An 8,294-nucleotide genomic window follows, 5' to 3' on the forward strand; every position below is an offset into this window, starting at 1 on the left:
AAACCCCTTATGGTTTGCGGGATTCCAGAAAGAGGAATCCCCGGTTACTGGCAAGCTACCAGTGCCGGGGATTTACGAAAGCCGACATATGTCAGCGGGTAGGAAAGAATGCTTTTCTTTAAAATAATCATACAATACAATATATTGTATGAAATAAAATTATCAGAAATAAAAACAGGATAATGAGGAGGGAAAAACAGGGAAAAACGACGCTGGAAAAACACAGGTGGGAACCTGATGAAAAGAGGAACTGCTTGTGGCACAAAGCAAGCGTTCCTCTTTTCTTTTTAGGTTGTTATGGCTGTGTCAGCTTGGAAATACCGTAGAAGCCTGTCCCAAGGCAGAAGAATAAAAAAATAAATAATATTATATTATTATATGTATTTTCCCCTGTTCCAGATTCTCCCACCAGCCGTCTTTACCCCGTGCCAGTAGTTTTTTTGGGCTTTTTATTTTGACCAAAAAATAAATGTTCTGAGGCTTTAAAATTTATATTATATATTTTAATATGTTATGATTGATTTTAAAGATAAACTCTATTTTGTCTGTATATTGACTGTTTTTTGAATTAATGTAAAACACTATTCATACGGTAGGCGTGAAGGGTATCATTCCCCCAAAAAGGAGGAATGAGCATGGAAGAATCCCAGATAGAAGCGGGACGAATAGACGTGAAGGACATTCTGCCCAAAATGACGGAAAAGCAGCTGGAGTGCCTGTCTATTATCGCGAGCTTCTACAAGGAAAACCGCTACTACCCTTCTCGCAGGGAAATTGCCCAAAAAATGGGTATCACAGCGGGGGCAGCCGGAGGGCATATCTTGCTTCTCCAGAAAAAGGGATACCTTGAACTTGAAACAGGAGAAAGGAGGAACATAAGACTCACGCAAAAAGCCTTAGAGCGGCTGAATTCGTAGTATTTCAGTCCGATTGACCATTACGCCATGAGAAAAGGCGAATTGAGGGTGCAACCTCAAATTCGCCTTGATAGGTGTCTGAAATTGATCCTCCAGACGTCCTATCCATATCGCATGGCCTCGCCCCTTGTCAATTTTCAGCAAATGCGAGGAAGTTATGGACTGGGAACCCTCCAGCTATACCTACGCCGATCTGCGGCGTGACCACACCAAGAGGCTTGAGCAAGAGCAGAAGAGCCTCCAACAAATTCGCAATCACACGTCAGCACTCCAGCTATTCATGCGTTTCCTTGGAAGAGGTGACGTTGATTGCTTCTCTATGGATTTTTCCAAAGATTTTAAAACGAATTTGGCAGGATTTTACAACTGGTCAAAGGAACAAGGCATCTCTATAGCTACAATAGCGAATAGGATTTCATGCATACGACAAATTCGAAAAACATCAATCATATTCTCATATGGCACCAAGGAATCTTTTTGTGGTCTACTACGTACTAGTATGGAAATAAAAGGATTTTCATGTTTAGGACTTGCGAAGCAAACAGGCATGACACGATCAACGATAAGCGCATGGCTTAACGGCGTAGTGCCAATGCGAAAGAGTGCGGGTCATATTATACGCATTGAAAAGGCTCTTGGTCTTGAAAAAAGTTTGCTTCTTTCCAAAGCTGAAAAATTCTGGAATAGGCTAGAGTATAACAATACTTTTCCAGAAATCGAATCAAGGATTCGAGGTTCCCAGCTTCAACAAGACAAATACTACTACAAAGGAGAAAATGAACGGATCCGTTCCGAATGGCGTGAGCTTGTCAAATTTTATACATCACCATATCTCGTAGACAGCTTGGAAAGAAATTCAACTTGGCGTGTTAAAGAATACTCTCGAATTGTACACCCGACACATTGGTCTGGAGAAGCACCAAACGGATATTGTAGTACAGCGTCATTCAGGTGGGGAACTTTTAGTTCTTTCTTTGGGTTCTTGGTTAGAGATACGGATAAAGGTGGTAAGGGGATGGATGAATCCTCTTTGACCATTGCTCTTGTGAGTAGAACGGATCTTGTAGTTGACTTTATAGAATTTAGAAGAAAAAGAACGGGAGTGTACACGCAGGAAACTAGAGGTTGCCTCACCTTTTTTATGACGTTGCTCAGAAAAAAAACAGGTTTCCTGTGGCAGCAACCAACCTTTGGCAGATTTTTGCCTGAACCGATACTTCTGTCCCAGTGGCATGATTGGTGTGAAAAGAGCCATGCCACTCTTCGCAAAATAAAAGAGAATCTTAAAAGTGGTGGACATATCAAGAAAGGTAGAAATCCGCAGGAACCAATTCAGTTAATAATTGCAACACAAAGGCCCATTCAAATTATTTTAAATATGATATCAAAAATGGAAAGTGAACCTGTTTTTGATAGTTCATTGGTTACGTCTGCAATACATTATAGAGATATTCTCCTTATTAAAATGATGTTGTCAAATCCTCTGCGGGTCAATCATTTTTCTATAATGACATACGCAAATGACAATACTGGCAATCTCTACAAAAATGAAAACGGACAATGGCGGTTAAGGTTTCTTCCAGATGATTTTAAAAATCAAAAAGGGGCAGCTTGTGGACCATATGATGTAGCGTTGTCTCCGTGGTTGTATCATGACATCGAAAGATATTTTGAAAGATACAGATCACACCTATATGGTGCGGATACATCCAATTGTGTTTTTCTTCCCGGAAAGAGGCCTGGAACCAAACGTATTAGCTGTATTAATTTAACTCCTATGGTAATATCACAACGTGTTTTTGATATTACGAAACGCTATATACCGGGTTGTCCCGGTTTTGGAGCTCATGCCTTTCGGCATATTGTAGCAACCGATTATATCAAGAATAATCCCAATGGATTTCAGGTTGCAGCTAGTATCCTTCATGACAGACTTGAAACAGTCATGAAGGAATACGCCCATATCAAAGTTGCTGACGGATTCTCTCACTGGACGAACTACTTTGATGCTCAGGTGGAAGCATCAAAGGGGGTAAAGCATGAATAGGCAGCAAGCCTTTGAACGTATGCGTGCCCCTGCCGATGCGCTGCTGGCCTCCTATGGCGTCAGGACGCGCAAGGCCATGCGTAACAGCGTGGCGTGGTTCAACCTCGAAAGGTGCCCGGCGTGCGGGCACAACGGCTTCCAGTGCGGGGTGTCCGAATCCGTTGGACGCGACGGCAAGCTGGTACATGGGATGCACTGCTTCCATCCACAAGATAACCCGTGGGGAAGCGAGAACGTCAATTACGCTGATTTCTTGGCGCATCTGGGCGCGTTGACCCAAGCCGAAGCCGACCTGATCAAGGATTATGAAGCTCAGGCCCGTATCGGCAACAAGGGGGCCTTCAACATCACTACGGCAACCAAGCTGCGGACTCGGCTCTTTCGGAATGCTGAGGCCATGTCATGGCTGCACGGGCGCGGGCTTACCGACCGTACCATTGAGCGATTCTACCTCGGCTTGTCTCAGGAATGGGTAAACAAGGAAACGGGGGAAGTCAGATCCAACGCGCTGGTCTGCCCCCTGCGCCGGGCTGACGGCAGCCTGTTGAACCGCAATGCCTACTACAACGTGCCCGGCGTGACCTTGAACCCCCTCAGCGACAACGGCTGGATGAAGGGCGAGGTGACGTGCTTCTACGCCGACGCCGTGAGCAGCCAGAAGGCTATCTTCGTATGTGAAGGCATGAAGGACGTATGGCGGCACTGGCAAGCCCTGAACGAACAGGGGCAGCTTGCCGATCTGTTGCTGGTCAGCTCCACACATGGCTCCGGCATTCCGCAGGAATGGAAAGAGGCGGCATTTTGGGCACTGTGGGAAACGGTCTATTTCGCCCAAGACAGCGACGAGGCCGGGGACAGCATGGCCCGGCGTCTGGCGTTGACGGCGGGGCGTGACGTTCGCCGGGTGCGTGTACCGTCGCAGTTCGGCAAGGATTGGACGGATTTCTGGCAGAACGGCGGGACGGTGGACGCGTTCACGGCCCTGCTCCGGGAGGCTCCGGCCCTTTCCCTTGGAATTGGAACGGACGTTGCCGCTCCCATCGGCCGCGTCTCGTTCGCGCCCATCGACATCAACGGCGCATTTCACAACGGCCACCTGTACTACCCGGTGCAAACGCTGGTCAGGGAGAACGAGAAGCGGATGGACGCTTCCGGTGCCGTGGTGGAAGACATTGTGGAAAGCCTCGAGACGGTGGTTATCCGCTCGGATCGTACCGTGCACACGGCGGTTTCCTCAAAACCCCGTAAGGGCGCTGGCCGCAGCCAGATTGTTTGGCGGCTTACGGACGGCACTCTCATTGAAAGCCAGCCTCGCCCCAACAGCTACGGCACATGGGAGTGGGAATCCATCAACGGCTATCTGCACGGTTCCAGCAAAGTCCGCCCGTTAGGAAAAATTCTGCGGGACGTTTACCAGCACCTGTACGCAAGCGTATGGCTTCCGTATCCCGAAGATTACGCGGTACTGGCTCTGACGGTGCCCGTTACCTTTGTTCAGGCCGCTTTTGACGCCGTACCCCTGTTCATCGTCAACGGCCCCGCTGGTTCGGGCAAGTCTCAGTTGGGTATCGCCATGTCCCGGATTTGCGCCAACGGTTCCGTTATTGGCCAGACAAGCGCGGCCTCCATTGCCCGGTACATAGACGAATCACGTGGATTCGTGGTGCTGGATGACCTCGAATCCCTCGGCGGCAAGGGCGGGACCAAGGATGCCGCAGCCTTCTCCGAACTCGCCCAAGCCCTCAAGCTCTCCTACAACAAGAGCACGAGCGTAAAGCTCTGGACGGACGTAAAGACGATGAAAACCGAGAAGTTGAACTTCTACGGCGTGAAGCTCATCAACAACACACTCGGCGTTGACGATATTCTCGGCAGCCGTATGCTGCACATTCAGACCCGCACCATGCCGCCGGAAGCCCGTGAAGAGTTCCGCCAGCGGCGGAGTCTTGGAGCCGAACGGCTCAGAGCCTTGCGGAACGAGCTGCACACATGGGCGTTTGAAAACATCGCTCTGGTGGTGGAGAAGTACGCGGAACTGTTCCCCGGCAAGACCGACCGCTCCGAAGAAATCACGGCTCCGCTAAAAGTGATTGCCGAGCTTGGCGGGGACGCGGAACTCAAGGCTACCTTCCTGACCGCCCTTGCCATGCAGCGCAGGAAGTTGATCTCTCCCGAAGACCCGGTTGAGGTTATGTGGGAAGCCCTGCGGAATATCATCATTCAGGGCTATGCGTGGATTATGCCGAATCATCTGATCAATGAGATGAAGACGCTCATCCCCAGAATTTACGACCAGCAGAACACCACGCAGATTCCCGAATGGCAACAGTCCTCATGGATTGGTCGCCAGTTACGGACGTTCGACATGATTGACGTCAATGTCGAGGGCAGACGGTTCCGAGTGCGTGGTGGACAGCTTCGAGCTTACCCTATCCACCCGCGTATCCTCAATGAGGTACAGGCATGGGCACAGGAACAAGAGGTTGAAATCAAGGCTCCCGGAAGCACACGACCAGAAACATTCTGCCAAGATTGCACCAGATGCCCCTATTGTGGGGCAGGCTGCACTATGATGGGCAATGAAGACGCCAGACTGACCAAGACAGAAAAACTGGCCTTGCGTATGAGTCAGGTTCGTAAATCCAATAAGAAACTCGTGTAATGGGGATGAGCATGTCACAAGTCAAAATGGATGTTTATTCGTCTGGAATTGGTGATTTTATCAATCAGGTTATGCTTCCCTTAGAATGTCTTGAAAATATTCTTATAAAAACTGACGATAACAGACCTATTCATGATGCAACACAAGGAAGCCTCTTGGAAATTGGCGTCGTTCATGCTTCTCTTACCGCACACGCAAAGCATAGATTGAATGATGCATTCAGAAAAATTGAAGAAATGACTGGAACAATTGAAATCATACAAGGCAATTACGAAACAGTTCATATAGAATCTGTCGGCGTAAAAATTAATGGTCAAGACAGTTATTCGGTTAACAAGTAGTCTTATACGTTGACACATGAATATCTGTAACATATAGTCTACTCATCCCACCTGTTTCCCTTTTTGCCACCAGAGGCATTAAGGAACTTTTCCAGCGTTCAAGAACGTCAGAAGGCCAAGAGCCTCTGCATGCCAGGAACGCTTGGTGTGGATACATTAAGGCGCTTCCTGCATAGGGGAGCGCCTTTTCTTTTTGGTGTTTTGCTTGGCAGGAATCTGGAAAATTTGCGTTAATACGGCTGGTAATTATACACATGTAGTTTTCCATGCAGTAGTAAAATGTAATTCGTTGATTTTATTATGCGTAAACTTCTAAATAATTAATTGACAGTATTATATGTCAGCGGGTGGAATTGACGGGGAACGGTCATAACAGCCGCCCTTGCCGTTGTAGCGGAAAAAGAGAAGTTTTCTCTTCCGGGACACGGTGCAACACGCGCCAAACGTGCCTGTCTGAAAGATGGTATTTAAGGGCAAGCCCCGTTACGATCTCACGCTCAGACAGTCCCGCGCGGGCCATTGCGTCCCGATCCCTGATAAGGGCCGCGTCGCGTTCATCGGCGGCGGCCTGCCTGCATGTAGGAACGTAAAGGTTCGTCCCCGCATATTCACGGCAAAGGGCTTTTGCCGCATCCTCCCCAATCATATCACAGAGTTTCTTATAGCGGGCTTCTCCGACTGGCGTCAGCCGCATGGGCACAGGGATCGTCGTTCCGCCGAGAGCCCTTATAAGACGCAGGGTCACGGCGGGGCCAAGGCGATCAATGATGTCGCGGGCGTTGCGAGGCAGGCGCTCGTCAGACATTACGCTTTCTCCCGCGCCCGCTGGTGCTTGACCAGAGCCGTGATCACGCCGCCGAGCTGCTCGCCGTCGAGCCACGGGATGCGCACGCCATACATTTTTTCCGCGATAGATTCGACGTATGCCCATGACTTTTTGGTGTCGAGACGCAGGGCGTTGATCTTGCCGAGCAGATTTTCAAACTCCGGGCGCACCTTCGGCCCCTTCGGACGGCTGTCCTTCCATCCACGCTTGCGCAAAGCCGCGACGAGCATAACCAACTGGCGATCGGTGCAGTCCGCCGAGGAGCGCTTGCCTGTCAGATTTTGCAGCATGGCGCGGTACGTGTCATCGTCAAGGCCAAGGTCTTTACGGGCGATATGCAATTTTGCCATGAGAGAACGTCTGGTTTTCATTTTAACACCTCACAAGGTGGTCAACGGGGTGAAGCTCAACGCCGCCGTACAGCATGACGGCGACATACCAAAGGCCGTCGGCGGCGCGGATGGGCGCGCTGGCGACGTAGCCCGTCCAGACCGGCGACGCGCCGGGAATGCCGCGCGGCACTTTGACGCGGGCCTTCACAGGCAGGTCCGGCATGGCTACCGGGGCAATCTCGCCGCCCGCCGCGAACTCGGCGGCAAGGGCGGCGACTTCATCGGCGCAAAGGAACAGCTTTCGATCCTCCAGATCGTACCAGCGCCGGTCGAGCCGGACCCGGAAGCGCCCGGCGGGGCCGCCGTGATTTTCCGCCGGGGAAAGCTCGATCTTCATGCGGATGGTGCAAAAACGTACACCAATAGAGCCACAGAATTTTTTATCCGAGCGTGTCATTTTCCGCACCGTTCCCGCGCGGCCTTCGGCGTGGGGGCCGTCGGGGCCACGGCATTAAGAGCGTCACAGCACACCTTGAGCATGTTCTCGGCGGCGTCCGGGGCGTCTTTATCAATAAAAAAAGTCGCCACGATACGCTTCTTTGCCGTGTCCTGAATGGCGGGAATGCCAGCGCCGGAGCGGGTGGGGATGAAACGGGGCATATGTATCCTTCCTTTTTTTCTTGCTTGTGCTCGTCAGGCCGGAAATCATCCGGCGACGGCCCGTGTGGGCCGTTTCGCACTGTTTATCTGGCTAAAAGCCTGTCTATCTTTTTTTCTATGATGTTCTGCTCGTCGATGAGCTTCTTCATCTTTTTCTTCCATACACAAAATTCTTCTATGTCTCCCGGTTGTGCGTTTGCGAGTATACACCGCTGCTTGCTGAGTTCCTCGTCGCGTTTCATGAGCATTTTAAACTGGTTATCCCTATATATCTCTTTACATTCAGAAATAACGGAGTTCACATTCAAAAACGGGCTAACGGAGAGAAATGCCTCTATGATGACTTCTTTGGAAAACGTCAGGAGCTTTCTTACAGCTTCACCTTCCGTCGACGCGGGCGAGGAAGTGCGGACTGCGGACATCATTCTTCCTCCTTTTCACCGTCACCCCCGGAGAACGACGTTGCTCCGTAGAAGTAGATCATTCCATCTGACGTTTTCATGTGGATA

General features: G+C 50.2%; 9 protein-coding genes and 1 other RNA gene. 4 read left to right on the forward strand and 6 right to left on the reverse strand.

All coding sequences use genetic code 11. The features are described from left to right. The first annotated feature begins 635 nt into the window (after positions 1-635). The 4 genes from T370_RS0120120 (at position 636) to T370_RS25250 (ending at position 5,967) form a co-directional block, all read left to right on the forward strand. The gene (locus T370_RS0120120) at positions 636-917 is read left to right on the forward strand and encodes a LexA family protein (protein ID WP_029436803.1); all 282 of its coding nucleotides are present in this window, start codon (positions 636-638) and stop codon (positions 915-917) included. Positions 918-1,074: 157 nt separating this feature from the next. Then, on the forward strand, positions 1,075-2,964 hold the full coding sequence (locus tag T370_RS25245; RefSeq protein WP_156034471.1) for a helix-turn-helix domain-containing protein: 1,890 nt from the start codon (positions 1,075-1,077) through the stop codon (positions 2,962-2,964). Then, positions 2,957-5,626: a DUF3631 domain-containing protein gene (locus T370_RS0120125; RefSeq protein ID WP_029436804.1), complete on the forward strand. Its 2,670-nt coding sequence runs from the start codon at positions 2,957-2,959 to the stop codon at positions 5,624-5,626. Before T370_RS25245 ends, T370_RS0120125 begins: the two co-directional genes overlap by 8 nt. A gap of 11 nt (positions 5,627-5,637) precedes the next feature. Next, a complete protein-coding gene (locus T370_RS25250) occupies positions 5,638-5,967 on the forward strand; it encodes a hypothetical protein (protein WP_156034472.1) in 330 nt (109 codons plus the stop codon). A 367-nt stretch (positions 5,968-6,334) separates the two neighbouring features. On the opposite strand, the gene T370_RS0120135 is transcribed toward T370_RS25250, so the two are convergent. The 6 genes from T370_RS0120135 to T370_RS0120155 form a co-directional block, all read right to left on the reverse strand. Beyond that, positions 6,335-6,772 (reverse strand): Mor transcription activator family protein, encoded by a 438-nt coding sequence (locus tag T370_RS0120135; RefSeq protein ID WP_029436806.1) that lies wholly within the window; start codon positions 6,770-6,772, stop codon positions 6,335-6,337. Further along, a complete protein-coding gene (locus tag T370_RS0120140) occupies positions 6,772-7,164 on the reverse strand; it encodes a regulatory protein GemA (RefSeq protein ID WP_029436807.1) in 393 nt (130 codons plus the stop codon). The genes T370_RS0120135 and T370_RS0120140 overlap by 1 nt, the downstream gene beginning before the upstream one ends. A 1-nt stretch (position 7,165) precedes the next feature. Beyond that, on the reverse strand, positions 7,166-7,582 hold the full coding sequence (locus T370_RS23910) for a hypothetical protein (protein WP_051643925.1): 417 nt from the start codon (positions 7,580-7,582) through the stop codon (positions 7,166-7,168). Next, positions 7,579-7,785, reverse strand: a complete 207-nt coding sequence (locus T370_RS0120150) for a hypothetical protein (protein WP_029436809.1) — start codon at positions 7,783-7,785, stop codon at positions 7,579-7,581. The genes T370_RS23910 and T370_RS0120150 overlap by 4 nt, the downstream gene beginning before the upstream one ends. Before the next feature lie 20 nt (positions 7,786-7,805). Further along, positions 7,806-7,865: hammerhead ribozyme type II (locus T370_RS24630), an RNA gene on the reverse strand. A gap of 3 nt (positions 7,866-7,868) precedes the next feature. Then, positions 7,869-8,210, reverse strand: a complete 342-nt coding sequence (locus T370_RS0120155; protein WP_029436810.1) for a hypothetical protein — start codon at positions 8,208-8,210, stop codon at positions 7,869-7,871. Positions 8,211-8,294: the final 84 nt, after the last annotated feature.

The sequence above is a fragment of the Bilophila wadsworthia ATCC 49260 genome, assembly GCF_000701705.1.
In the GTDB taxonomy this organism is placed as follows: Bacteria; Desulfobacterota; Desulfovibrionia; order Desulfovibrionales; family Desulfovibrionaceae; genus Bilophila; species Bilophila wadsworthia.

Excerpts from the sequence above, each read along its gene's own strand:
- T370_RS0120120 (WP_029436803.1), top strand. The coding sequence starts at position 636 with ATGGAAGAATCCCAGATAGAAGCGGGACGAATAGACGTGAAGGACATT.
- T370_RS25245 (WP_156034471.1), top strand. The coding sequence starts at position 1,075 with ATGGACTGGGAACCCTCCAGCTATACCTACGCCGATCTGCGGCGTGAC.
- T370_RS0120125 (WP_029436804.1), top strand. The coding sequence starts at position 2,957 with ATGAATAGGCAGCAAGCCTTTGAACGTATGCGTGCCCCTGCCGATGCG.
- T370_RS25250 (WP_156034472.1), top strand. The coding sequence starts at position 5,638 with ATGTCACAAGTCAAAATGGATGTTTATTCGTCTGGAATTGGTGATTTT.
- T370_RS0120135 (WP_029436806.1), bottom strand. The coding sequence starts at position 6,772 with ATGTCTGACGAGCGCCTGCCTCGCAACGCCCGCGACATCATTGATCGC.
- T370_RS0120140 (WP_029436807.1), bottom strand. The coding sequence starts at position 7,164 with ATGAAAACCAGACGTTCTCTCATGGCAAAATTGCATATCGCCCGTAAA.
- T370_RS23910 (WP_051643925.1), bottom strand. The coding sequence starts at position 7,582 with ATGACACGCTCGGATAAAAAATTCTGTGGCTCTATTGGTGTACGTTTT.
- T370_RS0120150 (WP_029436809.1), bottom strand. The coding sequence starts at position 7,785 with ATGCCCCGTTTCATCCCCACCCGCTCCGGCGCTGGCATTCCCGCCATT.
- T370_RS0120155 (WP_029436810.1), bottom strand. The coding sequence starts at position 8,210 with ATGATGTCCGCAGTCCGCACTTCCTCGCCCGCGTCGACGGAAGGTGAA.